This window comes from Arthrobacter sp. ISL-85 (assembly GCF_018613675.1).
Lineage (GTDB): Bacteria > Actinomycetota > Actinomycetes > Actinomycetales > Micrococcaceae > Arthrobacter.
Window position 1 is genome coordinate 18,042 of the sequence record NZ_JAGGPQ010000003.1, and the last position, 24,414, is coordinate 42,455.

Annotated in this window: 16 protein-coding genes and 2 pseudogenes; 7 read left to right on the top strand and 11 right to left on the bottom strand. The window is 59.6% G+C overall.

Going from position 1 to position 24,414, the window contains the following annotated elements:
- Nucleotides 1–60: 60 nt before the first annotated feature.
- Nucleotides 61–645 (bottom strand): alcohol dehydrogenase catalytic domain-containing protein, encoded by a 585-nt coding sequence (locus J7I84_RS01535; RefSeq protein ID WP_214939702.1) that lies wholly within the window; start codon nucleotides 643–645, stop codon nucleotides 61–63.
- Nucleotides 638–1,231: a TetR family transcriptional regulator gene (locus tag J7I84_RS01540; RefSeq protein WP_285291163.1), complete on the bottom strand. Its 594-nt coding sequence runs from the start codon at nucleotides 1,229–1,231 to the stop codon at nucleotides 638–640. Before J7I84_RS01540 ends, J7I84_RS01535 begins: the two co-directional genes overlap by 8 nt.
- Nucleotides 1,232–1,346: 115 nt before the next feature.
- Here J7I84_RS01540 and J7I84_RS01545 point away from each other — a divergent pair, with 115 nt between their 5' ends.
- Genes J7I84_RS01545 through J7I84_RS01560 form a run of 4 tightly spaced genes read left to right on the top strand, consistent with a single transcriptional unit; the run spans nucleotide 1,347 to nucleotide 4,883 of the window.
- Nucleotides 1,347–1,733 carry an MmcQ/YjbR family DNA-binding protein gene (locus J7I84_RS01545; RefSeq protein ID WP_214939709.1) on the top strand — a complete coding sequence of 129 codons (387 nt, stop codon included), beginning with the start codon at nucleotides 1,347–1,349 and terminating at the stop codon, nucleotides 1,731–1,733.
- Nucleotides 1,730–2,089, top strand: a complete 360-nt coding sequence (locus tag J7I84_RS01550; RefSeq protein ID WP_214939712.1) for an MmcQ/YjbR family DNA-binding protein — start codon at nucleotides 1,730–1,732, stop codon at nucleotides 2,087–2,089. The genes J7I84_RS01545 and J7I84_RS01550 overlap by 4 nt, the downstream gene beginning before the upstream one ends.
- On the top strand, nucleotides 2,086–3,423 hold the full coding sequence (locus tag J7I84_RS01555) for a replication-associated recombination protein A (protein WP_311381038.1): 1,338 nt from the start codon (nucleotides 2,086–2,088) through the stop codon (nucleotides 3,421–3,423). The genes J7I84_RS01550 and J7I84_RS01555 overlap by 4 nt, the downstream gene beginning before the upstream one ends.
- A 20-nt stretch (nucleotides 3,424–3,443) precedes the next feature.
- A complete protein-coding gene (locus tag J7I84_RS01560; RefSeq protein ID WP_214939717.1) occupies nucleotides 3,444–4,883 on the top strand; it encodes a carboxylesterase family protein in 1,440 nt (479 codons plus the stop codon).
- A gap of 2 nt (nucleotides 4,884–4,885) precedes the next feature.
- On the opposite strand, the pseudogene J7I84_RS01565 reads toward J7I84_RS01560, so the two are convergent.
- From J7I84_RS01565 to J7I84_RS01580, 4 genes and pseudogenes are all read right to left on the bottom strand, one after another.
- A pseudogene (locus J7I84_RS01565) lies at nucleotides 4,886–7,051 on the bottom strand (glycogen debranching N-terminal domain-containing protein).
- A 148-nt stretch (nucleotides 7,052–7,199) separates the two neighbouring features.
- Entirely contained in the window at nucleotides 7,200–9,578 is a 2,379-nt protein-coding gene (locus tag J7I84_RS01570; protein WP_251045916.1) for a molybdopterin-dependent oxidoreductase, read from the bottom strand.
- Between the two features lie 274 nt (nucleotides 9,579–9,852).
- Nucleotides 9,853–10,986 (bottom strand): alcohol dehydrogenase family protein, encoded by a 1,134-nt coding sequence (locus J7I84_RS01575; protein ID WP_214939720.1) that lies wholly within the window; start codon nucleotides 10,984–10,986, stop codon nucleotides 9,853–9,855.
- 33 nt (nucleotides 10,987–11,019) lie between these two features.
- Nucleotides 11,020–12,468: an aldehyde dehydrogenase family protein gene (locus tag J7I84_RS01580; protein WP_214939723.1), complete on the bottom strand. Its 1,449-nt coding sequence runs from the start codon at nucleotides 12,466–12,468 to the stop codon at nucleotides 11,020–11,022.
- A gap of 350 nt (nucleotides 12,469–12,818) precedes the next feature.
- On the opposite strand from J7I84_RS01580, the gene J7I84_RS01585 reads away from it, so the two are divergent.
- The 3 genes from J7I84_RS01585 to J7I84_RS21970 all read left to right on the top strand — a co-directional run bounded on the left by J7I84_RS01585 (nucleotide 12,819) and on the right by J7I84_RS21970 (nucleotide 17,662).
- On the top strand, nucleotides 12,819–14,501 hold the full coding sequence (locus J7I84_RS01585; RefSeq protein ID WP_214939726.1) for a choline dehydrogenase: 1,683 nt from the start codon (nucleotides 12,819–12,821) through the stop codon (nucleotides 14,499–14,501).
- A 995-nt stretch (nucleotides 14,502–15,496) separates the two neighbouring features.
- Nucleotides 15,497–16,891 (top strand): MFS transporter, encoded by a 1,395-nt coding sequence (locus J7I84_RS01590; protein WP_214939728.1) that lies wholly within the window; start codon nucleotides 15,497–15,499, stop codon nucleotides 16,889–16,891.
- Between the two features lie 609 nt (nucleotides 16,892–17,500).
- Entirely contained in the window at nucleotides 17,501–17,662 is a 162-nt protein-coding gene (locus J7I84_RS21970; protein ID WP_396020020.1) for an ATP-binding cassette domain-containing protein, read from the top strand.
- 595 nt (nucleotides 17,663–18,257) lie between these two features.
- Here the strand turns inward: J7I84_RS21970 and J7I84_RS01595 are convergent.
- The 5 genes and pseudogenes from J7I84_RS01595 to J7I84_RS01615 all read right to left on the bottom strand — a co-directional run.
- Nucleotides 18,258–18,990 (bottom strand): annotated as a pseudogene (locus tag J7I84_RS01595) (transposase); the annotation flags it as partial.
- A 1,983-nt stretch (nucleotides 18,991–20,973) separates the two neighbouring features.
- Nucleotides 20,974–21,336 carry a hypothetical protein gene (locus J7I84_RS01600; protein ID WP_214939731.1) on the bottom strand — a complete coding sequence of 121 codons (363 nt, stop codon included), beginning with the start codon at nucleotides 21,334–21,336 and terminating at the stop codon, nucleotides 20,974–20,976.
- A 114-nt stretch (nucleotides 21,337–21,450) separates the two neighbouring features.
- The gene (locus J7I84_RS01605; RefSeq protein ID WP_214939734.1) at nucleotides 21,451–21,852 is read right to left on the bottom strand and encodes a thioesterase family protein; all 402 of its coding nucleotides are present in this window, start codon (nucleotides 21,850–21,852) and stop codon (nucleotides 21,451–21,453) included.
- On the bottom strand, nucleotides 21,852–22,808 hold the full coding sequence (locus tag J7I84_RS01610; RefSeq protein ID WP_214939737.1) for a nitrilase-related carbon-nitrogen hydrolase: 957 nt from the start codon (nucleotides 22,806–22,808) through the stop codon (nucleotides 21,852–21,854). Before J7I84_RS01610 ends, J7I84_RS01605 begins: the two co-directional genes overlap by 1 nt.
- Nucleotides 22,809–23,057: 249 nt before the next feature.
- Complete coding sequence (locus J7I84_RS01615; RefSeq protein ID WP_214939740.1) at nucleotides 23,058–24,296, bottom strand: FAD-binding oxidoreductase; 1,239 nt, start codon at nucleotides 24,294–24,296, stop codon at nucleotides 23,058–23,060.
- Nucleotides 24,297–24,414: the final 118 nt, after the last annotated feature.

Sequence of the window (24,414 nt, forward strand, 5' to 3'; positions counted from 1 at the left end):
CGCTTTCGGCCGAGCCGTCGCGCCGTCAGACATACCGGGCAGCTTGGGCAGGGTTCACGGTCAGGTTTCGGCGAGAACTACGACCCTCTTTCCGGGGCGATGACAGGACTCAAGATCGTGCTGTGCCTCTGCCACCTTTTCCAAGCCTGCGTAGGTGTCGGAAACAACGATGTCGAGTGAGTCGGCTTCGATCGCGCGAAGGTACTTCGCCAGTGCGGCTGCGGGTAGATCTTTGGCTTCGCCACTGTAGCTCGTTAGCCGGACGCCCGTGGGGATGGTGAACGGTGAGAAGTCAGGGATAGTCCAGTCTCCGCTGAGGGCTCCGACATACTCCGCATAGCTGCCGTCGATGGCGCGACCGAGTCCTCCCATCATTGTGGCTACTTTTTGCCCATGATCAAGATCAACACCTTCGCCGACGGCGTCGACGACGCCAACGGCTTCGATGCCCAGGATCCGGGGGAAGGAGAAATCGGGCCCAGACTGCCCTTTTCGACTGGTGACCTCGGATTCGTTAACGCCGAACGCCATCACGCGGATAAGCGCTTGACCAGGCCCGACGTCGGGGATTGGAACCTGGGAAACGGTGAGGCCGTTGGGTCCGACGGGGCCGGCCAGCCGGATGGCGCGCATCGTTTCAGGCATGTTTATGTTCCTTTTCGTGGAATGGGTGACCGGGGGCGGGGATGGCGACCAAGGCTCCGAAGGCTTGACGCACGGCTACCTCGTCCAGTTCTGTGTCCGGGTGCGCCAGGCGGTGGCTCCACCAACCCCACAGCAGTGCATTGACGGCAAGCGCGGTGCTGGTCGGCAGCACCCGATGGAGCATCACGAGGGCATCGTCCTCAACTGCCTGAAGAACAGCTGCCACCTTCGCGTTCCGCGCGCCGTAGTGGCGAATCTCCTCATAGAGGCGGATGTCGTCGAGGTTGGGGCTCGTCGCGCCGATCGTCGCCTCGACAAGTGCATCGACGATGTCGGCCTGAGTACGCGCTTCACTCAGGGGGGCCGCATAGCGGGGTTCGAGATCAACGCGGGTTGCATCCAGGGCACTCAGGATGAGGCCCTCCAAAGTGGGGAAGTAGTACGTCATCGACCCCAGCGGCACCGCGGCGTGCTCAGCGATTCCCCGGTAAGACGCTGCGCTTATGCCCCCGGACCTGATTACATCGAGCGTCGCTTGCAGAATCCGGGAGCGGCGTCCCGGGTCGTTCGGCTTCCCTCGGCGCATACTGTTCTCCAATGTTTGACCTAGTGCGTACAGCTGTGCGTACACTTGTGCGTAGAGGAACTGCGTACGGGTGTACGTACATGGCTACAATCTAGTACAGGATGGAGGTCATCGCATGAATGGCGAAAAGCTGCAGGCGCTTGCACGGGCGAGGGTGCAGGAACTCCCCGGCGCGGATCTGGAGCACCCGTTCGGTTCAGAGTGGGACGTCTACAAGGTTCGGGGCAAGGTGTTCATGTTGATGACCGACGTCACGGGCCAACCCATCGTGGTCGTCAAGGCCGACCCTGAAGATGGGAAAGCACTCCGCGAGGAACACGCTGACATCACCCCCGGGTATCACATGAACAAGCAGCACTGGATCACGCTGCACCCGGGCGGGACCCTGAAGAAGACCCTCGTTGATCAGCTGGTCACTGAGTCTTATCTTCTCGTCGTCGCAAATCTGCCCCAGGCGAAGCGTCCCGTTGACCCCGCCTTGTTTGACGGGGCAGACCGATGACCCTCTCCGGTGACCAGTTGCAACAGATTGCCCGCAACACCGCGGCCGCGCTCGAGGGCGTCAGCAATGGCAGGCCCTTCACGCCCCACCTCGACGTGTGGAAAATACGCAACAAGGTGTTCCTCATCATCACCGAAGACGATCCGGATCAGCAGATCATCACCGTCAAAGCCGACCCGCACCACGGCGACGCTCTCTGCCGTGACTACGCCTCCGTCACCCCCGGACGTTACCTCAACAAACAGAATTGGATCTCCGTCGGATACGGCCGGGGCATTACAACGCGGTTCATTGATAACCTGGTTCAGGACTCCTACGACCTCGCCTCCGGCCAACCGTGGAAGCAGGGATCGTGAGCGGGCAACCGCCGTCGCTGTTCGAGATGGACGATTCCTCCAGGCCCCTTGCCGACCGGTTGCGCCCGCGCACCCTGGTCGAGGTCCTCGGCCAGGACCACCTCCTTGCCGCGGATGCCCCAATTGGGCGCATGCTCGGCGCGCAACGGCTCGTGTCGATGATCCTGTGGGGCCCACCTGGGTGCGGGAAGACCACCATCGCCCGTCTCCTCGCAGAGCAAACCAACCTTGCGTTCGAGCCGCTCTCGGCTACCTTCTCCGGTGTAGCGGACCTCCGCAAGGTGTTCCAAGTAGCCCAGCGCCGCCGGGAGATCGGGCAGGGAACACTGCTCTTCGTCGACGAAATCCACCGCTTCAACCGCGCCCAACAGGACTCGTTCCTGCCCTACGTCGAAGACGGCACCATTGTCCTCGTCGGCGCAACCACCGAAAACCCCAGCTTCGAACTCAACGGGGCACTGCTGTCCCGCTGCCAGGTATTCGTCTTGAAACGCCTCGACGATGTGGCGCTCCACGCCCTCATCAATCGCGCCGAAGACATACTCGGGTCACCGCTACCACTGGACGAAAACGCCCGGCAGGCGCTTATCGCCATGGCAGACGGAGACGGCAGGTACCTGCTGAACATGATCGAACAGGTCCAGTCGCTCCCTGCGCCCGTTGATCCGGCCACCCTCGCGGCCGCGGTGCAGAAGCGCGCGCCGCTATACGACAAGTCGCAGGAAGGCCACTACAACCTCATCTCGGCGCTCCACAAGTCGATGCGCGGCTCGGACCCGGACGCTGCCCTGTACTGGTTGGCTCGAATGCTCGACGGCGGCGAGGACCCGCTGTTCATCGCCCGCCGGATCATACGCTTCGCCACCGAAGACATCGGCATGGCCGACCCCAGGGCGGTGCAGCAGGCCCTCGCTGCCTGGGACGTCTATGAACGCCTCGGCTCCCCGGAAGGCGAACTCGCGATCGCCCAAGCCGTGCTCTACCTCGCAACGGCACCGAAGTCGATCGGCGTGTACCGCGGCTTCAACAGGGCCCGCGACGCAGCACGACGCACCGGTTCGCTGATGCCGCCTGCTCACATCCTCAACGCCCCCACCCGCCTGATGAAGGACCTCGGCTACGGCAAGGGTTACCAATACGACCCCGACACCGACACCGGGTTCTCAGGCGCGAACTACTTCCCCGACGGCATGCCCCGGCAGACCTTCTACGAACCCACCACCAACGGATACGAACGCGCCATCACCGAACGGCTGCACCACTGGGCGCAGCTCCGGACCGCCGGCCCAAACGCTTCTACCGGCAGCAACTCCACTACCCCCGAAACCGAATGAACTTTTAGAAAGGACTAATTGTGGCGGACACGAGCAGTACCCTCACCAATGAACACGCCGTGCGCTCCTGGCTTGGCATTCCCTATGCCACCGCCGAGCGATTCCGCCGGCCCGTTCTGCTACCTTTCAACCCTGACCTGCCCTACGACCAGAAAGGACCCGCGCCGCTTCAAGCCGGGGACACCAGCTGGCTCGAAGCAGACAACGGGTTCAGCGAAGATTGCCTGAACCTCAACGTCTGGGCACCCGAAGACGCCGGGGACGCTCCCCTCCCTGTCGTCGTCTACATCTTCGGCGGCGGTTGGCTGCTCGGCGCGAACACCCAGACCACCTCGAACGCATCCGGACTCGCCGCGACCGGAGGCGCCATCGGCGTGTCGCTGAACTACCGGCTCGGCCCGTTCGGGGCGCTTTCCCTCTCCCAATACGGCGGTGCGCTCGAGGAAGCCACAAACATCGGCCTGCAGGACATCATCACCGCACTGCAGTGGGTGCGGGAAAATATCGCCCGCTTCGGCGGCGACCCGGACAACGTCACTCTCACAGGCCACAGCGCTGGCGCCTTCTCCGCCCTAGCCCTGCTCGCCGCACCTTCGGCCGACGGGCTCTACCACCACATCGCCGCTTTCTCAGGCATGCCCTCACGCCTGGTGCCGGCCTGGGGGGCAGAAGAGCGCGCGCTAGCGGTCCTCACCGCGCTCGGGATCCAGGACGCCCCCGAACAGCTCCTCAACATCGACGCAGAGCTCCTCGCCGAGACGATGAGCAAGACGCAATCATCAGACCCTGGCGCGGCGCACGGTGTCGACAATGAGGTCATCGCCATCGTCGATGACCGCACCCAGCCCAACGGGATCCTCGCCGATCATCCCATGCGGGTCCTCGACTCCGGACTGCATCGCGTCGTCGACATTCTGTTCAGCAGCACCACCCACGAGACCGACTGGTGGGTCCTTCACAGGACCGAGGATTTCAATCCCGGCAGCATCGATGACCTGGTCGAAGAATTCGCTAACCGGAACCGCATCCCCCGCAGCCGCGCCCGGAAGATCATCGCCACGTACCAAACCGACGGGCGCACCCCAGTCCAGATTCGCGGCGCCCTGCTCACCGACTATTCCTTCACCCTGCCCCAGGCACGTGGCGCGCTCGCGCACGCCGCAGCCGGAGGGAGCGCGTACCTGCTTTCCGTCGGCCCTGTGGAAGGTGCGCACGCCGTCCACGGCACGGAGATGTACGGCATCGTTGGCCAGATCCGACCTGGCGCCAGCGACGAGCAGGTCGGCCGCGACACCTTCGTTCGGGACGCCCTCCTCGCCCTCGCATCGGGCAACACCCGTGAATTATGGGAACCGGTGACGACCGTGCCTGTGACTAAGGGCATTGGCAATATTCCGTATGATCCCACGAGCCACGCGGTCGAAGTTCTGCAAACATTCGCGGGTATCGAGCGGCCGTAACTTCACCCTCGCTGTTCGCCCTTTCGGCGTCGAACGGATTGCTCTACCAGCTCCGTAATCCATGGCCTGTGCCCCCGGTAAAAAGTCACCTGCTCTGGTAGGCCCTTGACTATTGGAACGGAGTTCGAGATGTCGATGCTGATCCGTCCGCCGGCCATAGGTGCATTGGTGATGTGGACATCACCAAAAGACGCGGGAAGGACTGGGTCCATCCACACTCCGCCGCGGGAAACGTGAGCGTCGTACTGCATCAGGCCTGTCACCAGCAGAATGGGCGTCGTTGACGCCCAGGCCTGAGGCGAACATGCCGTCGGATAGGGCAGAGGCACAGCGAATTGTTCCCGGCTGAAACCGCAAAACAATTCAGGAAGGCGGCCACCTGAATACTCGGCCGCCTCCAGCAGGGCGGTCGAGATCCGTTGCGCTTCGTCCACGAACCCATATCGCAGCAGTCCTGCTGCGATGATGGCGTTGTCATGGGGCCATACGGAACCGTTGTGATAGCTGGCGGGGTTATAGGCGCCCATGTCCGTGGCCAGGGTTCGGACGCCCCATCCGCTGAACATTTCTGGGGACACGAGGTGCTTCACCACCGACGGAGCCTTGTCCTCATCCACAAGTCCGAGCCATAGGCAGTGGCCCATGTTGGAAGCGCAGGCGTCGACATGGCGCTTCTTTCCGTCCAAGGCAACGGCGTAATAGCCACGTTCCGGCATCTAAAATTCCTCGTTGAAGCGCTTCTTCAACTGCACCATTAGATCGGCATACTCGTTCCCCAGGGCATCGTCTCCGGCGTCATAAGCCATCCAGGCGCGGGCCGCGTAGGCTCCGTAGACATACGCCTGCACCTCACACAGGGCTATCGGTGGCTCAGGCATACTTCCATCTGCGAAATTAATGCCATCCCAGGAATCCTTCCAGCCTTGGTTAATCAGCCCTCGGCTGTTCAGCCGCTCATATTCGACGAAACCGTCGCCATCTTTGTCCCCCTATTTCTGAATCCACTCCATTGCGCGGTCTGCATGAGGCAGCAGAGCAGCGATGGTGTCCGCGGCGAATCCCCAACGACTAACCGATCCGAGAACCATGACGAACAAAGGGGTGGCGTCCACGCTGCCGTAGTAGGTGGCCTTGCCTCCCAGCGCCAGTCCGCTGGAGACATCAAGCCTGACCTCATGCAAGATCTTGCCGGGTTCTTCTTCTCTTGTAGGATCTACTACGCGGCCCTGCCGGTCGGCCAGCGTTTGCAGCGTGTCTAGCGCTAAGGAGGGATCAATTGGAAGGGACATCTCCGAGGCCCATAACGAGTCCCGGCCAAAAAGGGTCATGAACCACGGGGCACCGGCGGCCACGACAACCCGGTCTGGCTGGTTAGGGTCCTCGATCCTGAGCGCACCCAGGTCGTCATAGCTGCGCCGCATAGTCCGTTCAATCGACCGGTTACCCATCTGCAGGACCGGAATCTTCGCCACCCACTGTTGTCGGCGCAGGTCACTGGGGGAGAGCTCGCCGTCAGCATGGATGAAAGACGGCGGACGACTGCCGCTCTCGGTTTCGGGCATCACCGTCAGGGTTGTGCTCCACTGGCCGTGGGGTGCAATGGTCACCCTATAGGTCAAGGTCTCCGGCGTAGCCTCCGCGCCAGACGCATGGATAACAACACCCTTTCGGACATCTTGCCAACTGGCCTGAATAATCAGCTCATCGACCCGGTTCTGCCGTGTTTCGTCCCAACGTCTTTTGATTCGCGCCTCCTTCACTTCGAAGAGATCAGCGAAATCGGCCGCAACTCTTAGCGAAACCACGCAGTCGGCTGGCACCAGCGAGTAGTTCCGAACGGTGATCTGTTCGCGGATTCCGGACCCTACTTCGCGCAGCCGCTCCACAATAAGGGGGCTGTCGGCATGTCCATTTGGGCCGGGGACACGTCCAGCAAATAGCGCGCGGTACGGCTCCTTCGTTTCAGCCCCCAGCTCTTCTACCACCCGGCCGTTAACGGATAAGCTCCAGTGAGACAGGATACGAGTGTCTTGGACGAAAAGACCATGTGGATTCCCAGGACGGATATCTCCATTCCCCAGGGAGATACAGAAAGACGAACCCTCAACCAGGGTAACCGTCCCGGCACCCAGAGGCCCCGCAGCGTTATCAGCATTCCAACCGGACATTCCAGCCCTCCGAATAGCGGCCAGCGCCGTTTAGCAACCAATGCGCCACGGTCGCAAGTGAACATTCCTTCGAAATGGACGCTACTCTCGCCTCTGCTTTTAGGCGAGAGCCTTCGGCAGTGTATTCGGAACCGGGTACGCAAACGCCCTACTGGCCCGCTGCCCTATGTGTGTTCGAGCCGGAAGCAAACACGTTGGACGGCTGTCGGTTCCCTGGAGACGCGGGGTGGCCTGCATCCTTCTGGTCCGGCACCAGAACGGGGGCTGTGAGCACATCCAGCTCAGGAATATCGCCTGACCATGCTTCAACTTCTACGAGCGCGTGCTGGGCAGTAGTGGCCTGCGAAAGACTTGAGGACGGCCGGTCGGATGTCAGCACATTGGGATTGCCGTGGCGGCAGAACGATGGATCATCGGGAGCGGGGTCGTACCAGGCCCCTGCTGAAAGCTGGACAACTCCCGGACGTATGGCAGCGGAAACCATCAGGCCGCCCAGGCACCTTCCACGGTCGTTTCGAACCAGGACAACCTGTCCGTCCGAAAGTCCCCGGGCGGCGGCATCTTCAGGATTCATTCGAAGGGGCTCGCGTCCCTGTATTTTGGACTTTTGACTGGTGGCCCCGATGTCCAGCTGGCTGTGCAGCTTGGTCTTAGGTTGATTCGCTATCAGGTGCAGCGGGTAATCGCAGGCTGATCCAAGCCATTCGTCGGGCTCAATCCAAACGGGATGGCCGGGACAATCTGGGTAGCCGAAACTTTCGATCGTCGAGGAAAAAATCTCAATCTTGCCGCTAGGGGTGGCCAGTGGATTCTTAATTGGATCGCGCCGGAATTCGGAAAAAAGTACCTGATCCGGCTTTATAACGGGGATCTCGATTTTCTCGCTCGCCCAAAATGTGTCGAAATCCACGACGACTGTTCCCTTGTCAGCGAGCCTCTTCTGCCACCCGTCGTATAGGTGGCGAAGCCAGCCCATAGTGTCCCGGTTTTCAGTGAAAACATCACCTCGTCCCATCTTTTCCGCCACTGCGGCGAAGATATCGAAATCGTCGCGTGCTTCTCCAGCGGGTGCCGTTAGAGCGTGCATGGGAAAGAACGTAGGGTCGTTACGGCCGGCCCCATAGTCGTTTCGCTCAAACGTCATGGTTGCAGGCAGAACTATATCGGCGTGCCGCGCGGTACTCGTCCAGAACTGCTCATTAACGATGACGGTTGCGGGTTTTGACCATGCTTTACGGAATTTGGCAAGGTCTTGGTGATGGTGGAAGGGGTTGCCCCCGGCCCAATAGATCAGCTCGATTTTTGGCAGAGTCAAACGGTTGCCATTGAAGTCGATCTGGCTACCCGGTTCGAGCAGCATGTCCGAGATCCGAGCTACCGGGATGTAGGACGGTTCTTGGTTTCGCCCTTGGGGAAAGGAGGGCGCGCTCGAGACTCGCAAAGGCAATCCAACGTCTGCCGAGGAGCCATATCCATGCTGGAAACCACCACCAGGCAGCCCGATCTGGCCGAGCATGGCTGCCAGCGTCACACCGAGCCAAACAGGTTGCTCGCCATGCTGCTGCCGCTGCATTGACCAACTGATGTTGATCATCGTCCGGGATGCTGCCATCTCGCGCGCAAGCCGGACGATTCGCTCGGCAGGTATCGATGTCAACTTTTCTGCCCACTGGGGGTTCTTGGGCGCTCCGTCAACTTCACCGCGTAGGTAGGACAAGAATCTATCCGCCCCAACGCAATAGCGGTCCAGAAATTGCGAGTCAGCGAGGTTTTCAGCATCAAGGACGAAGGCCAATGCCAGCATCAAAGCGGCATCACTGCCGGGAACGGGGGCGATCCATTCGGCCTGAGCTTCCCGATAAGTATCGTCCGCGATCGGTGATACATCGATGAAGCGGCAGCCGCGCGCAACCGCCTCCTTTATTGCGTTGCGAGCGACGTGTCGGCCAATTCCACCAGGGCCTATTCCACTGTTTTTTTCTGACAATCCGCCAAACGCAACGAACAGTTGCGTATTCTGGCTGACCACGTCCCAGGATGTTGCCTTCGCCATGATTTCAACCGGGGGAGCGATCACGTGCGGAAGCAGTACGCCGGAGGCCCCGTAACTGTAGTCGGTCACACCTGCAACATATCCGCCGAGGGAGTTCAGGAATCTGTGGATTTGGCTTTGGGTGTGATGGAAGCGGCCGGCGCTGGCCCATCCGTATGAGCAGCCGTACACAGCTGTGGGGCCGTATTCCGCGTAGACACGACTGAGTTCCGCACTTACAAGCTCTATGGCCCGTTCCCAGGACACCTCCACGAAGGGCTCAGAACCACGTCCTGATCCACTCCCCGGCCCGTGCTCCAGCCATCCCGAACGAACGGCGGGGCGCAGGACGCGGGTTGGATGATGTTGCGCCGAGGCCACATTATCGAGAATGTCTCGGGGGTCTGGGTCACTAGACCATGGTTTGACGGACCGTAGAGACTTGCCATCGCTTTCAGCTTCGAAGGCTCCCCAGTGTGTCAAATGCGTGCCCATGCTTTGGGTCCCCTTGCGTCGTATCGTCGATCTGGATCCCGTTCACGTCGTTAGACGCACCAGTCCACTTTGAGAACAGAGTAGATGCAGAAACGGAATGGTGAACATTGGAGCAGAGCCGACAGCACGTTCGTGTGCTCGGGGAAACTCCAAACGAGCGCTGGTTGGAAGTTCCGATGCACTGGCTGCCGGGCTCATGGCCAAAAAAGCGAAAACGCTGGCCCGGAGCATTAGCTCCCGGCCAGCGCCTTCACGTGTTTCAGTTACGGGTACTTCAATCGGAACTTTTCGAACCGTCAGGCGTCACGACAATCTTGCCGATATGGGTTCTCTTCAGCATTGTCTCCTGGGCCTTACTGAGCTCAGAGAGCGGATAGACTTCTTCGACGAGAGGCTTGATCTTTCCCTGCTCGATGAGACCGACAAGGCGCGCGAACGTCTCGGGCGTCGGGTTAGTGATCCCGTGCAGCTCCAGGTCCTTGTAGATGAGCTCGCGAAGGTCGATACGGCTCACCGGTCCACCGATGGCTCCTGCTGTCGCGTATCGACCCCCACGCCGAAGCATGAGGAGCAAACTCTCGAACATACTGCCCCCGACAACATCGATAACGACGTCGGCACCACGTTCACCGATGAGAGCTGCAACGGCAGCGGCCAGGTCCGGTACCTCTCGAGGGACAAATCCGTCGACGCCGAGTTCCCGCAGTCTGGTCTCTTTCCCAGCACTCGCAATTGCGATAACACGGGCGCCACGTGCCTGCGCCAGCTGGATCGTCGCAGTGCCCACCCCACCGGCTGCGCCGGTGACGACGACTGTCTCGCCGTCGCTCAGCTCGGTCCGGGCCAGCATCTCCTCGGCAGTGTCGTAAGAGCAGGGGAAAGTGGCGAGCTCAGCGTCACTGAGGTCGGTGCTCACCCGATGTGCGTTCACAGACGGCACATGCACGTACTCTGCGAAACCTCCGTCACGGTCACCACCCAAGTACTCAACAATCTGTGCACGGCGAGGAAGCTTCGGATCCCGAACGGAGGGATCGACGACGATTCGGGTACCGATCCGGCTCTCGTCCACTCCTTCCCCGACTGCCACGATCGTTCCAGCCACCGAGGCCCCCTGAACCCGGGGAAACGACATTTTCGTGCTATTCCAAGTGGCACCGGCATCGTCGTCGCGCCCCGACCGGCCAAGCTCCTCCGAGACGGACTCCTCTACGACCCGGTCGTACCAGCCCGTGCGCGTGTTGATCTCGGTATTGTTGAGCGCGCACGCACCAACCTTAACCAGCACCTCTCCCGGCCCCGCAACGGGGGTCGGCAGATCGGTCCGGTACACCAGCTGGTCGAGGCCGCCGTGGCCGACCAGCTGGACCGCAGCCATCTTTGTGGGAATGTGTGTAATCGTGCTCACTGATCTCTCTGTCATCTCTTAGTGTTCCAGCTTCTAAAGGTCGAGTCCGGGCTTGACCATGACGTGCTTCAGCTGGGAGTACTCGTCCAGACCGTGCAGCGATAGTTCGCGGCCGTAGCCCGACTCGCCGTATCCACCGAATGGCATCTCTGACACATTGGGGGTGTGTTGGTTGACCCAGACCGTGCCGAAGCGCAGTTCTTTGCTGAAGCGCAGGGTGCGGGCAAGATTGGTCGTCCACACGCTGGCGGACAGGCCGTAATTGACGTCGTTGGCGAGTTGCAGCATTTCGTCGTCGCTCTTTGCAGACTGGATGCTCACTACCGGGCCGAACACTTCGCTCTGAACGATCTCATCCGTCTGCTTGACATCGGTGATCACAGTCGGTTCGATGAACCAACCTGGACGATCTGCCCGTCGTCCGCCCGTCCTGATCGTGTTGCCGGCGTCCCGTGCGCGTTCGATGAACCCGAGGACGGACTTCAGTTGCTTTTCCGAAATCACCGGCCCCAGCGTCGTGGCAGGATCGGAGGGGTCGCCGAGGACAAGCTCGCTGACTTCCTTGCAGTACGCCTCAACGAATTCTTCGTAGACCGACTCTTCAACGATGATGCGGCAAGCAGCCGTGCAATCCTGGCCAGCTCCCGAATATCCGAAAGACACGAGGTCCCTGGCCGTCTGGCGAATTGGGCTATCCGCGAACACCAGCACCGGTGCCTTGCCGCCGAGCTCGAGGCCCACCTTCTTGACGGTCTCTGCAGCCGTTGCTGCCACAAACTTGCCGGTGGAGGTGGCGCCGGTGAATGCGATCTTTCGAATTCCGGGGTGCTTGGCCATCGCGGTGCCTGCCGATCCACTACCCAGGATGAGGTTGATTACGCCTTCAGGAAGGAAGCGGTTGGCGATCTCTACCAGCTTAAGGGTACTGAGGGGCGTCACAGTTGCCGGCTTCAGCAGCATAGTGTTGCCCGCTGCGAGGGCCGGTGCGATCTTCCAGGCTGCCATCAGCAGCGGGTAGTTCCAAGGCGTGATGAGTCCGACCACACCGAGCGGCTCCCGCCGAACCCATGACGTACTCTCGTTGTCGTACTCGTCGACGGCGGGCGCCGTTGAGATGCGGGCCGCACCCGCAAAGAATCGAATAACATCCACGACCGTCGGCACTACGAAGTCCCGCACATCTCCGATCGGAAGCCCCACGTTCAGGCTCTCGATACGCGCGAACTCGTCGGTCTCCTGCTCGACCGCGTCAGCGATCTTAAGCAGCGCGGCCGCGCGCTCAGCTGGGGAGGTGCTACCCCACGTCTTGAACGCCTCCGAGGCTCGCTGCACGGCAGCATCAACGTCGGAATCAGACGCTATCGGGAATCTGGCGATCACTTCGCCGGTCGCCGGGTTGAATACCTTCGAAGCGTCTTCACCTTTCTCATCAGCGAGGTACGTTTCTGCAAAGGCCATAAAGTCCATGCTTTCCAGAGTCATTGTCGAGTTGCTCCTCAGTGGTCGTGGTGGTCGTCCAGGCTGGTCACTGTCAAGCTCAATCATCGCCTTCCGCGATGGACGCCGCCTCGTAGATTTTCTGAAACGAAGACAAAAAAGTGAGCCCTGGCACAACTGGCGGCTAAGTATCGGCACCTGGCTCGGCTTCCTGGGTCGCTCCGTCTGGGAACATGGAGATCGCCCGATATGTCATCGCTCACAAGATGCCGTCCGGTACTTCGTAATCTTCCCTAGCCCCTCCCACTGGCATTTGGGGAAAAATGTTGGCAAGGCATGGATTTCCGTCGAGAGACGCCGTTCGAACACGCCGTCTACCAAGTGAGGACAAAACAATGAAGCTTGACGCTTATGACTACATCATTGTTGGGGGAGGTTCCGCAGGTTGCGTCCTCGCGAACCGTTTGAGCGAAGATCCACAAAACCGAGTATTGGTCCTTGAGGCTGGACACAGATACTCCTCGCTTGATGTCCCCGTGCGGGTGCCCGCAGCATTCCTCTTCCTCATGGGCCACCCCTTCTATGACTGGCGCACCAAGTCGGAGCCGGAGACAGGGCTTAACAGTCGTCGAATTGACCACTATCACGGCAGGGTCATGGGTGGAAGCAGCTCGATCAACGGGATGTTTTATCAGCGCGCCAATCCACTCGTCTACGAGCGTTGGGCCCAAGAGACCGGAACCGAAGAATGGGACTACGCTCACGTTCTTCCGTATTTTAAGCGGATCGAGACATTCAAAGGCTCGGATCCATCCGGTGCGTACCGAGGTCGGTTGGGCCCTATTCCAGTCAATCAGCATCATCACAACGGATCGCGAAACCCATTGTTCGGTGCCCTCTTTGAAGCGGCCAAGCAATCGGGGTACGAGCTCGTCAACAACGTGAACGGCTACCGCCAGGAGGGCTTCTCCTCGTTCGATTCAAACATCGACAACGGTGAACGCTACAACGCTGCGCGCACCTATTTTGCTCCAGTGAAGAAGCGGAAGAACCTCGATGTCATCACAGGCGCTCGGGCAACCCGGGTGGTCTTCGAGGGAACACGCGCAGTCGGCGTCGAATTTGCCACCCGGTTTCGGAAGAGGACTATCGCGAGAGGCACTGAAGTCATTCTGAGCGGCGGCGCGTACAACTCGCCTCAGCTGCTGCAGCTTTCGGGCGTCGGTAACGCCGCGGAGCTGAGGGAGCACCGCATTGACGTCGTCGCCGATCTGCCTGGCGTCGGCGAGAACCTGCAGGATCACCTTGAAGCGTTCATTATGTTCGAGTGCAAACAGCCCGTCTCCAACCAGAGCATCGTAAAAAAGTACACCTATCCGATGACCGGGCTTAAGTGGTTGTTCAATAGGACCGGGCCAGGTGCGTCGAATCACTTCGAGGGCGGCGGGTTCATACGCTCGTTCGATGACGCCCCCATGCCGAACCTGATGCTCACTATGCTCACGCTCGGGGTGCGGAATGACGGCACCCCTGCAGAGACCCCTCACGCGTATCAAATCAACCTCGGTCCGCAACAGCCACAGTCGAAGGGGCACATCAAGTTGCGGAACAGGGATCCGTTCGAACAGCCCGTAGCGACCTTCAATTACCTGTCCACCGAACGTGATCGCCAAGAATGGATTGATGGTGTTCGCACTACACGAGCCCTCATGAATCAGCCCGCCTTCTCAGCATTCAACGGCGGCGAGCTCTCGCCCGGACCCAAAGTCCAGACGGACGAGGAGATCCTCGATTGGGTCTCCCAGGATGCCGAGACAACCTACCACCCATGCGGGACCTGCAAGATGGGGAACGATGACCAGTCCGTCGTTGATCCTCACAGCTTCCGGGTGCACGGAGTTGAGGGCCTTCGAGTTGTCGATGCGTCGGTGATGCCGTCGATTCCGAATGCCAACCTTTACGCGCCGGTCATGATGATCGCCGAGAAAGCGGCCGACGTCATCCTTAACAAGGAGCCGCTCCCCGCTGAGCACGTCGACTTCTACCGTCATACAGCAGCGGAGGGTCTTAGCCTCTAGGACGAGCGTTTGGTCGGCCCTCGGGCGCGGGAGCCTGTCAGTGTGGGGAGCAGCGCAACGGTAGTGTCCGTGGCAAAGCCGCAGCAATTCACCGACCCCGGGGTCGGTGGTGTCTACGCTGCATTAGCAGGCGGACTTGCACGCCGCTGCAGGTCCGCCCAGGACGCAGAGGATCACCTCGTGCAGGACCGAACTGGCTCCTCCTCGCTCACGGGAGTCACTCCGCTGATGGTCAGCCAGAGTCTGCAGGTGATATGAGACAAAGAGGGATCTGCAGCCAGGGCGATTTTTTGCAGGCTTCAACCACTCATATCCGTCAAGCGACTGGAAAACGAACAGCCAGCCATCCGAACGATTTTGGTGTATTGGTCTCTTCTCCAGGGTGTATTGGTGGGGTCACCATGAAGCCATACCGGCCGGACTTGAGGGTCCACGTGATGCCCAAAGGAGCCCCTTCGAGATCACAGACTAACGTTTATCTGGTGCTCTTTCGGGTTGAGACTCTCGCACACTTCCTCTGGTGACACCATCAGCGAAAAATCAAGCATCTTTATCAATTTACTTTTGTATAATTTTCGGAATGAGCGACTTTATATTGTATTCCTCTATTAAGAACCTGAGTCCAATACTTCATGCTCCGCGTTCAGAGCGGACCAAGCCTGAAGGCAGGATTGGAACGTGGGATCGTTATGCTCATATTCGGCGGACAACTTCTTCCAACTTGACAGAAATTTTGCAGCTCAGCTCAAGCGGAGTCTCGTTTGCCATCCGTGAACTTAAGGGTGGCGAGCCCCTCTCGGGATGTGGATACAGTGCGCCCTATCGGCGGTGCCGTTTCGGGCACGCCGGGCCCGTACGCCAGCGGCTGTATAAGGAGTGGTCCGGAGGACACGAAAAGGTGTCTGTCGTCAGGGTAGAGATATCGACGCTCCAAGAGCGGGCGACAATTGAGTCAGCAGTAGGCGCCCCGAGGACACCGGCAGGGGTTTCGCTTGATGACTGACTCGGCTGCTACCTCCCGCTTGGTTCCAGTGCTGATTTATGCAGCGCTGTCGACGTCTATCGTAAGTTCGCTCGGCATGTTGCTAGTGCCTGCCATCTCACGTGAGATGAACGTTTCAGTCGGCACTGCGCAGTGGATGCTCACTGTCAACCTGTTGTTTGGAGCGATTTCGACTCCGATTATGGGGCGCCTAAGTGATGGTCCCCACAAGAAACGGCTTCTCTTGGTCTCCCTGGCCGTTATCCTTGTCGGCTCCGTGGTGGCGGCTTTGGCACCGAACTTTACGGTATTCCTCATTGGCCGGGCGCTTCAAGGATTGACCTATGGAATAGTACCGGTCACGATTTCCCTTGCACGCCGGTACGTTCCTGCTGACAAAGTGCAGGCTTCTATTTCTAGCTTGTCCGTGACAGTGGCAACCGGGTTGGGCATTGGGTACCCACTGACGGGCGTCATCGCGGGCGTGACGGAATTTCGTGTCGCGTTCTGGTTTGCCGTGCTTTTTATAGTCTCCGCGATAGTTGTGGTCTTCGTGGCAGTGCCGGCGGGACCTGATCAGCAAGCCACACGTTTACCGTTCGACTACGGCGGGGCTGCGTTCCTTAGCTTGGGTCTGGGTGGACTGCTACTCAGTGTCAGCGAGGCTCCAAAATGGGGGTGGGCTTCTCCCTGGACTATTGGCAGCTTTGTTTTGGCGGCTCTCTGTCTGTTCTTTTGGGTTAGGACGGGGCTCCGGCTGCGGGACCCCCTGATCAACCTACGAGTATTCCAACACGGTGAGGTCTTGCTGGCTAATGCCGCTGCAGCCGGATTAGGCGCCGCACTATACATCGGTCTCTCAATTTCCAGTCTCGTCGCGCAAGCTCCCATGTCCACAGGGTATGGCATGGCTCTCCCGGTCTTCTGGGCTGGATTCGTGATGCTGCCGCTCTCCGTGGGAAGTTTCGCGGCCAACCGTTTGGTCCGCCGACTCTCACGCCGAATAGAGCTAACAACGCTTCTGCCGAGCGGTGCCGGCATTGTGGCCGGGGCTGGAATGTTGCTTTGGTTTGCACACGATGAACTCTGGGAGATTCTCTTGGGGATGGTCACGTTTGGTGTCGGTATGGGGGCCAGTTACGCTGCAATGCCTGCTTTGATTGCACGAAGTGTGGCAAGGGCTGAATTGGGAAGTTCCGTGAGCTTCAACCAGGTCTTGAGATCTGTTGGCGCTTCCTTCGGCACCGCCGTTTCCGGCGCTGTGCTCGCGGCGAACATGGCACCTGATCTCCACGCAACAGGGGACGGTGTCCGGGCGACTTTCGCGATCGGCGCGCTCATCTGTATGGCTGTAACCATATCGCTGCTCATTCATGCATTCGCCAGTCGCCGTCGCCTTACCGGATAGGGCTGACCCGTCACTTCACACCTACCCGCCGAGTTTGGCCATAGCCGAAACGAGTCGTCAGTAACGACAGGATACGTTTCAAGCTCCATCCATGCATGGCCCATCCGTGGATCAGGATTGAACCCGACCGATCCGCCGGTAGTCCGAGTTCAGTTCAAATGAACAGTCCGAATGCCCCTGCTGTCGTTAACTCTGGTTCTTGGGCCACTTTGCGCCAATCCAGTCGATTGCTTTTGTTTCGGATTCGGCGCGGTGGGTTTCCCAGCCGTCGTTGCCGGTGTTTGCAGGTCCTTTCAGCCCTGATTGCGATGGTGAGTCGAAGTTCCTATCTGGTGACTTTCGCTGACGGTCCAGAAAATCCTCGGCTGTAGCGAGAGGAATGATTCCATCCCGGCATAGTCTGTGCAGCACGGACCCTGCCAATGAAGCGTGTGGCGCAGCGGTAGTCCCCTAAACCAGCGTGACCGGTACAGGGGCCCGAGGATGCTCTCCCACGTGCTGGCAGCAGTTCGGTGATCTCTGCTGTTCGGGACGATGTTCTGGCGCCCGGTCGAGGGTAAACGTTCCTCGCGGGCGAGGTAACCGCTGCAGGCGGCGGATGATCTACCCGTGGAGTGTTCAACTCTGCTGCGTGCCATTGCGGGACTGCAACCTTGCAGCAGCGGAGAAATTCAGTTTGATGGCGCCACGCTGGCCCCAGACGTGGGAAAGAGGTCACGCTCTGCGCGGCGCGACGTGCAATTAGTCTTCCAAAACTCGACGTGTCTCTGAACCCGCGGCACAACGTAATGAATCTCGTCACCAGACCACTGCAACTCTTTGCGCCTGAGCTATCCAAGGCCGACCTTGAAGAACGAGTACGTGAAATCCTGGCGAGTCGCCCGCGGTCGACTACACGCGTGAACTGGTTGACGCCATCCCCATTTAGGCCGCAAACCTGTGGCGTTGACGTCAGCGGCCCCCAAGCCTGAGAAAGTCGCTCAGATCGGCTTCGAATAGGTTGGCTCCCGAGTTTCCCGCATCCCTATCCGATAGATAATTATCAAGTCGGGTTACTCTGGACGGGTGAAGACCCGGAGTGGCAGGCCCAACTGATCATCGAAAGCGCCAGCGCGCGGGGGAATCGCGATGGGCGTCGCGCTGGCGGCCAGAGACAGTCGTGGCCCGTCTCTGGCCGGCCAGGTCCCTATTTACCCGCTCCTCGATATCTGCCCAATGCTCGACGCCAGGGACGCCAGGGACGCCACCGGCTCGGGGTCTGGAGCTGACATTTTTTAGACCATTCAGCCGCTATGTGTCGGGTAGCCAATGTAGCCAGCAATCCGACCCCCTACAGAAGGCCGCGGTCGGGGGTCTATGGTTTTCGTCAAGCGGCTGAGGGCAGGTTGCGCGCTTCGGGATCCTGGTAGAGGCTTCCGTCTCGGAGCATTGCGACGAGGACGTCTGAACGTCGGTGTGCGAGGGCGATGAGGGCTTGTTTGTGGCGTTTGCTTTCAGCGCGTTTGCGGTCGTGGTAGGCCCGCAAGGGCGGGTAATGCAGGGCCGCCAGGGCTGAGGGGAACAGGGCGCGTTTGAGTTTCTGGTTCCCGGGCCGGCTTGTGTGCTCGCCCGGATCGATGTGCCCGAGCGGCGGGTCAATGGCGGCGACGCCAGCGTAGGAGGCCAGGTGGCTGCCCTGGCGAAGTGCTTGCCAGTGACTTCAGTGAGGATGCGGGCGGATAGCCTGACGCCGATGCCGGGCATCGAGATCAGGACCTTGTGAAGAGGGTGGACCTCGACGAGTGCTTCGACCTGTGCGGCGATGTCATCCCGCTGATGGCGAAGGGACAGCAGCTGCGCGGCCAGTTTCGGCAGCACGACGCCGGCCGCGTGGTTCCTACGACCACAACGCTCTGTTCTCCAATGCGGCAAAGACCGCATCCGTCAGGCGTTCGGCCGCGCGGCTCGCGTGCTTCTTCAGCCTTGCCCTGATGTGTCCGCGGCCGGCGGTCTTGAGCGCGCGGTGTCGGATACCGACTGAACAGGTCAGCCACAACTGGGTGATCAAGGATCTGTGCGGCGGGGTCATCGTCGTCACCACACAGCGCTCCGAGCTCGGCAGCTTACCTGCCCTGTCCAGGGCCACGGCATGGTGGCTGGATTTTTCAACGTCCAAGCCTATGAATACGTCTATGTCCTGCTCTTCCAGAATCACCGCCATACCCCTCCCATGTTCGCCACCTCACAGACCTGTGCTGGCTGGAAAGGGCGGCAGGTGTCGGCCTCCACGTTACGAAGGACCCGTAGTCGTGCCGCTATCAGCGGTCAACTGTCGCCAAGCCCGGCTCCGGCGACAACACCGCCGGATCATGAACGATTCGGACTGAAACCATGCCGGGATCCGACCGGCCAACACCCTCATCCTGCATCAGGATCGGGGCTACCAAAACGGTACCGGGGCGCGTTCACGGCCATCCGAGCGCAGCCGCGCAAACAAATGCCGGACGTGGAGGTTAGCCAACCCAGCGGACTGATCGTGTGAGGGAGCGCCCGATACAGCTGGGCGGTGTCGGACTCAATGACAAGTTGTATGGGTTGCTGGGGGAGATGCGCAGATGAGTGCGCTCGGCGCCGATCCAGTTTGAGACGGCAGTCGCAACTTCCCGGGCGAAGCCGACGCGGTTTCCGTGGAACCTCCGCAGCGCTCCGTACGCTGGCTGGTATTCTCCGACAGAACCTGGTGCACCAAATTGGTCTATGCGTTGATCCCCTCCAGGTCAGCCGTCGCCGCGACACGGCGGAAGTCGACAATGCTCGCGACCCGTGCACCGGACGCGAGGACCTATCAACGAGTGCTGCGCGCTGCACAGGTTGGCAGGGGGCGCCACCTTCGGCATCAAGGTCGCCGTCGGGCCAGGGAGATCAGACGGAAGTGATCGACAGCGACCGCGGTGCGCGGAAGCCACATTCGCAAGGCCTTCCGGAACGCTGCAGAGGGTCGATTGCGACGACCTGCACCGCCAGCCGCGATTCCAGGGGCTGGGCGAAGAGCCAGTCCCCGACGCCCTCGTGGTCCCGCCGGTCAACGAAACCATAGTTAACCTGGCGCGGGTCCAGGTTAACTATGGTTGTCCTCCACGGCTGGAACTCGGTCGAGGTCGTCGTGGCCCGGTCCTGGAAGTAGCACACGGACCGGAACCGGTGTTCCCACCAGGGCAGTGGACTCACTTATCTTCAACGACACCAACTCAGTTCCTCACCAACGACGAAGTGCCCCGTTAACGTAGCGATCGAAACCCCGGCGCCGCATCACCGGCGGTTTCCGCTGCTCGAAAACTACAGAATCAGAAACCTGCCCGCCGCCCATACCGGAAGAAATGACTCAACTACGCTTAGAGATGAAGAGCCACGCAAGCGTCCGTGACCAGAGACCTAATGCCTTTTCATCATGCTTCATCCGCCCCTGACCTGTACTACGTCAGTCACTGCCTTTAGGGACCCTGATTCCACGGTCGGGCTGCCCAGAGTTACCCCCGCTGCCGCGGTGGCTCGCTGAACATTAGGGTCATTGTGGGATCGATGTATTGTTGTACGTCCGGGGCCTGCGCAAATGCTTCGTAGGCGAGCGGGATAAGTGATTCCAAACTCGTACCCTTCGATCACGTTGCCAACGACATTTTCTGCAGGAGCGCGCGTTAGGGCACCCTGATTCACAGTACGGATATTTTTAAGCAGCAAAGGACGCTTAACAGCTCGGATACCCCTCAACTTTCAGATTGTGATTTCCCGGTTTGAATCAGTGGCTCCCTGATCGTAATCCGATGGTGGAAAGGGCTGTTGAAGGAAAACATCGTAACCGTCAGCTGCGTGGAAGAGGCGTCGTTCGCCAATCCGTGAGGTAACCCAGATGATATTCCGGTCAATAGTCAAAGCGTCCACTGTTCCAGCAAAACGGTGATTCCCATTTCTGAGGACTAGATCTTGCCCCTCTTCCACCAGAACCCAAGGAATGCTTGACTCTGATGTCTCAGTCCTGAAAAAGGGCCTTGTGCTGGTTGTGCCGGGACCTTCCGCGAACATGGCTTCCATAATCCGAACTCTGCCTACGCGCCTGCGTCGCGCCAGTGGACAGGGCTGATGGAAAGCAGAAGCCGGGTGCCGGGGGTTGCGCTGTACTGGACCGTGGTTCCTTTGGGAAGAACAAGCAATTCGTCGGCCTCACCCGTCAAGGTTTCCTTGAGTTCACCATCGATTATGACCAGCTGAGCCTGGCCTTCGATAACGTAAATTGTTTCCTCGTACTGAACAGTCCAGGGGTCGCTGAAGCCGTTCTCCTGGAAGGTCATAATGTATGTTCCAAGCTGCTTGAGCCCGCTCCCGGCCGTCCGATGCTCGATTTTTGCCGGACCAAAGTCGTTCACGTTGTTTGGATCAAGAGCGGGTTTGTGGATCAGAGTGATGGCCATGTAAGGCTCCTAATTGTGTAGTTCGTGCTTCGATGGCCAGATCGACTTGTGCGAAGTCGTAGCTGGCCGTGCTTAATTGAGAAGAAGTGCCGAAACTCAGAGCAGAGAATTGGATCAGCCCTGCAAGGCGCCATCGAGTGCCAGTGCGACGGCTTCCGGAAGTGGTCGAGAACGGGCCTCGGCTGGGTCGACGTTAACGTAGACGAGCTCGACGTTCGCCACTTCTGTTCCATCCCGAGCAATCGAAACGTCGATTTTGAAGCTCGAGTTCCCGACGTTTCGGCACTTGACATCAACGTCGAGAATGTCGTCGAAGTAAGCGGGGGATTTGAAAGAAAGAACTGCGCTGACAACGGAGGGATCCGTCCCTTCAGCGACCAGCTTCGGGTAGGGCCAACCAATGCTGCGGAAGAACTCCGTCATTGCTACGTCGGCGACCTCAAGGTAGCGGCTGTTAAAGAGAAACCCCTGAGAGTCCACCTCGTGGTTCCTCACACGATGCTGGTAAAGCGGCATCAGGCTCCCATTTCTGCCTGGAGCTTGGCGTACAGATCCAGCCTACGAAGGGCCAGACCGGGTGCTTCGGGTTTCGCCCGTGAGGCAACCAGCAGGTCATGGTCCAAGTCGGCCACCAGCAATTCTTCGTCGGCTGATGCCGTAGTGGCCAGGATCCCGTCGTTCACTCCCACTGTCCTGTCCACGGGCCCGACTATAAGGGCCCTGCCCACAGCGAACATCGGAGAATCGGTCGGAATGCTGCTTGTACCGAACAGCGGAGACATCACTACGTACAGTTGGTTCTCAATAGCGCGCGCCTGACATCCGGTACGTACACGGTGGATGCCGCGCCGGTTCCAAGTGAGGGAAGGGCAAAGGATCATGTCGACGCCTTTGTGGACAAGATAGCGTGAGAGCTCAGGGAACTGGATGTCCGCGCAAATCAAGACTCCAACAGTAAACGGCCCAACTTTTGTCACCAGGAGTTCATCGCCACCGCGGGCCCCGAGAGCATGCTCCTGGGGCGTGAGGTGGATCTTGTCCTGGGATTCGACCCGACCATCCGGGTGTGCGATATACGCGGTATTGCGCAGCGAGCCGTCTTCGGCGACCCGGTTGTGGCTTCCGCCGGCAACCACGATGTTGTAATCCCGGGCCATCCTGCGCATGCCCTCAACGATGTCATCCGTGAACTCCGGCAGGAACTTCCAATAGTCCGATGTGATTGTGGCGGTTGTGACTTCATGATCGGTGACAGCTCCGAGAAGCCCCGTGCTTGCGAGCTCAGGGAAAAGCACGAGTTCGGCCTGTTGCTCCGCCGCGCGCTTCACTAGCCCCTCCACATGATCCAGATATTGCTGGAGGGTCTTCTCGGGCCGAAGCTCGAATTGAACGGTGGCTACCTTTAGTGACGCCTTGGTCATAGGAATCTCCTGTCTGAGAAGTCGGCCGTCTCTGATCGGCGATTCTTCCATTCGTATCCTTCCCCCGGTTGCGGACGAAGGTGGTCGGCAGGTCGTAGAAGGAACTTGCAGGTAGTGCATGGCGTTTCTATGGCTATCCATGTGCCGGGCCGACCCATGCAATAGACGCTAATGGAGCGTTTAGGGCCTGAACACTAGAAGGATTCCGAAAAGGTAGTCATTGAGTTGGTTCTCAGGCCAAAGGTCAGGACAGCTGAGCCAGCTGCAAAGACTTTTGACGGGGAAGGGAATACTGGAAGGCTACTCTCCCCAGACTCTTAGGGCCGATCGGCTCATTCTCAAGGCACCAGCAAAGACGCTGGCTTCCCCGGCGATGACCTCCGCCATTACCTGGCCGCAGATGGGCCCGCTTGCGATGCCCCAGGCGTGACCGACATTGATATAGGCGCCGTCAGCGCGATCGACGATGGGCAGGTTGTCACTTGTTTCGCTTCCGAGACCGGCCCAGAGACCGGTGACGCCGTATTCAGCCAGGGTTGAGTATCTGTCCAAGGTTGTGGAAACCATCGCGTTTGTAGCGTTAATGCTGATGTGGGGATTGAGGGAGCCGCGTCCGTCAAAACTGTTGCCAATGAATATTGATCCTCCGCGGTTTTGGGCGATCGAGTCGTCATAGTCAACGAACGAGGGCCCCGACGTCCCGCCCGGGCCCTTTCCGGTACTGGAGTTGCTTGGGCGAGGAAAAACCGCGGCGTCATAAGTTGGCAGGTCAGTAAGTGCCCCGCATCCGTAAACTCCCCTGGGTCCATGCATTATGGCGTTCAAGTGCGTGTCTACGGGTTGTGTCAGCATCTGGCCTACTCTGGCGGTGCTGATCGGAACATCGATCCCCTCGGCCCGGAGGTTGGTTGACCAAGCGCCAGTTGCCCACACCACACCTGATGCATGAACTTCACCCCGAACAGTGCGGACCCCTGTTACGGTTTCGCCATTCCGCAGGGTCGAAAGAACTGAGGTGTTTTCAAAAGTGCGGATGCCGGCCCGCACACAGGCACTAGCCAGAGCATTGACGAACTGCACACCATCTACTTGGGCATCATCGGCGCAAAAGACGGCTCCGAGAGCACCCTCCGGAAGGATGGAGCAATGCTTTTGAGCCTCCTCCCGACTGATCAGAGTTGCATCCAGTCCAGCTGCCCGACGGTCGGCAGCATAGTCTTCAAGAACACGACCCTGCGCTTCGCTTTCGAAGAAAAAAAGGCCGCCTTGATTGCGATAGTCAAACACGTCGCCAAGTTCGCTTATGTAGTCCTGGTACTTTTCCTTGCCGGCTTTAGCCAGTGACAGTTCGTTCCCTGTGCGCCGCGTCTGCAGCCAAAGGGAGCCCGGGTTTCGTCCGGAAGCACCGTAGGTAGGAAACCGCTGCTCCACGACGACGACGTCGAATCCCCGCTTGCGCAGCTCCCAAGCGGTGCATAGCCCCACAATTCCTGCTCCTATGACGACAATGTCACCTGTCGCAAGTGTGTCAGCGCTCATGGCAAGATACCTTCTTCCTCGGGCTGTCCTGTGGCCCTCTTCGTTAGTCTTCCAGATCGACGGATCCGATAGCAGGCTGCGAAGTCCTTGACGCTTGATTTTCCAGAGGTCAAGCCCA

Excerpts from the sequence above, each read along its gene's own strand:
- J7I84_RS01535 (WP_214939702.1), bottom strand. The coding sequence starts at position 645 with ATGCCTGAAACGATGCGCGCCATCCGGCTGGCCGGCCCCGTCGGACCC.
- J7I84_RS01540 (WP_285291163.1), bottom strand. The coding sequence starts at position 1,231 with ATGCGCCGAGGGAAGCCGAACGACCCGGGACGCCGCTCCCGGATTCTG.
- J7I84_RS01545 (WP_214939709.1), top strand. The coding sequence starts at position 1,347 with ATGAATGGCGAAAAGCTGCAGGCGCTTGCACGGGCGAGGGTGCAGGAA.
- J7I84_RS01550 (WP_214939712.1), top strand. The coding sequence starts at position 1,730 with ATGACCCTCTCCGGTGACCAGTTGCAACAGATTGCCCGCAACACCGCG.
- J7I84_RS01570 (WP_251045916.1), bottom strand. The coding sequence starts at position 9,578 with ATGGGCACGCATTTGACACACTGGGGAGCCTTCGAAGCTGAAAGCGAT.
- J7I84_RS01580 (WP_214939723.1), bottom strand. The coding sequence starts at position 12,468 with ATGACTCTGGAAAGCATGGACTTTATGGCCTTTGCAGAAACGTACCTC.
- J7I84_RS01585 (WP_214939726.1), top strand. The coding sequence starts at position 12,819 with ATGAAGCTTGACGCTTATGACTACATCATTGTTGGGGGAGGTTCCGCA.
- J7I84_RS01590 (WP_214939728.1), top strand. The coding sequence starts at position 15,497 with ATGACTGACTCGGCTGCTACCTCCCGCTTGGTTCCAGTGCTGATTTAT.
- J7I84_RS01600 (WP_214939731.1), bottom strand. The coding sequence starts at position 21,336 with ATGGCCATCACTCTGATCCACAAACCCGCTCTTGATCCAAACAACGTG.
- J7I84_RS01605 (WP_214939734.1), bottom strand. The coding sequence starts at position 21,852 with ATGCCGCTTTACCAGCATCGTGTGAGGAACCACGAGGTGGACTCTCAG.
- J7I84_RS01610 (WP_214939737.1), bottom strand. The coding sequence starts at position 22,808 with ATGGAAGAATCGCCGATCAGAGACGGCCGACTTCTCAGACAGGAGATT.
- J7I84_RS01615 (WP_214939740.1), bottom strand. The coding sequence starts at position 24,296 with ATGAGCGCTGACACACTTGCGACAGGTGACATTGTCGTCATAGGAGCA.